This is a genomic window from Campylobacter sp. GB48, from assembly GCF_049221845.1.
Lineage (GTDB): Bacteria > Campylobacterota > Campylobacteria > Campylobacterales > Campylobacteraceae > Campylobacter_D > Campylobacter_D lari_C.
In genome coordinates, this window is record NZ_JBMJAR010000057.1 from 1 (window position 1) to 1,262 (window position 1,262).

The 1,262-nt window shown below is 27.3% G+C and carries 1 protein-coding gene and 1 pseudogene; both read right to left on the reverse strand.

Annotated elements, in window-relative coordinates; genetic code table 11:
* Window positions 1–711: hypothetical protein (locus ACOTVC_RS08715; RefSeq protein ID WP_421628362.1), on the reverse strand; the 711-nt coding region annotated here is incomplete at its 3' end.
* Window positions 712–719: 8 nt separating this feature from the next.
* Window positions 720–1,262: pseudogene (locus tag ACOTVC_RS08720) on the reverse strand (hypothetical protein); the annotation flags it as partial.

The following is a 1,262-nucleotide window of genomic DNA, read 5'->3' on the forward strand; positions in this document are numbered from 1 at the left end:
AATATTACCTTTATCATCAATTTCTACTTCTAGATCTTTGTATTTGTTGTAAAATTTAGGAGCTAAGATTTCTTGGAAGTATTTTGTGCCTTTGGGGGTTATTGCTACCCAGATATTATATTGTGACCAATATTGTGGTGTATCCCAAGAAGTGGGAGAAAACATTGTGCTACACCCATCTACAATAACATCATCATCCAACTCTCTAATAAATCTTTCTTTATAAAAAAAATTATCTCTAAAATATATCCAAGCTTGATATTTATCTTCTTTATAATAAGATAAGTTTGAAGGATAATCTATTTTATTTCTATCTTCATCACAATAAGATCCAAAATCTATATATCCTGCTAGAAAAAGCTGCCCCAAAACACTAATATATTCACTTATATAGGTAGGTTTGGGTGTATTTAAAGAAGGAGTGTTATTAAGACTATCAATATTATAAAATTGAATGATATTTGCATCTATTTCATGTCTTGCAAAAAATTCATCATCAATAAGTTTTAATAATAAATATTCAAATGCTAAGAGAATATCTGTTTTTGTTGTGTATCTTAAATATTCTAAAAGTAAATCCATTTCAGAAAAATATGGTTTATTATTTAATACTTTACTTAAATTTTCATAACTTTTATATCCTATATCATCTTTTTCTTTATAAGAAAAAATAGGATTACCCATTGCATACATCACTTTTATTCTTTTCACTTTTATTCCTATGGTTTAATATGAATAGTTTTATTGAGCTTTGGATTTTTACCATAAATATTTATTGTTTCTCCCCCACTTCCAGAACCTGTTCTATATATAATATCAATTTCATCATTCAATTTATATCTTATCAATTTTTCTTGCGTAATTTGTCCTGTTTTATGATTTTTTATAGGAATATATTTTTCTTCCAACTTTGTGGCATTTTTTATTAATTTTTGCCACAGTTCATCTAATTCTTTTTTATTTTTCAGAAGGCGAATATTCCCACTGCTACCTTTTTGTAGTTTTTCAATAATTTTCACTACTTCTTGTCGTGTTAAACCACTATTAAGTCTACTTGTAATTTTAAACATTGAATGTAAACCTCTTAAAGCTGGAGCAAATGTATAACTCACATCTTCCAAAGGCTTATCATTGAGTTCTAATTGACTAGGAAATATTATCTCAATAAACTCCCCACTACCATCTTGTGTTTGTATTCTTATCACATTATCAGGGATGAGTTCTTGAGTATTGTTACAATCTTCATTGATGTGAGTTTGTGT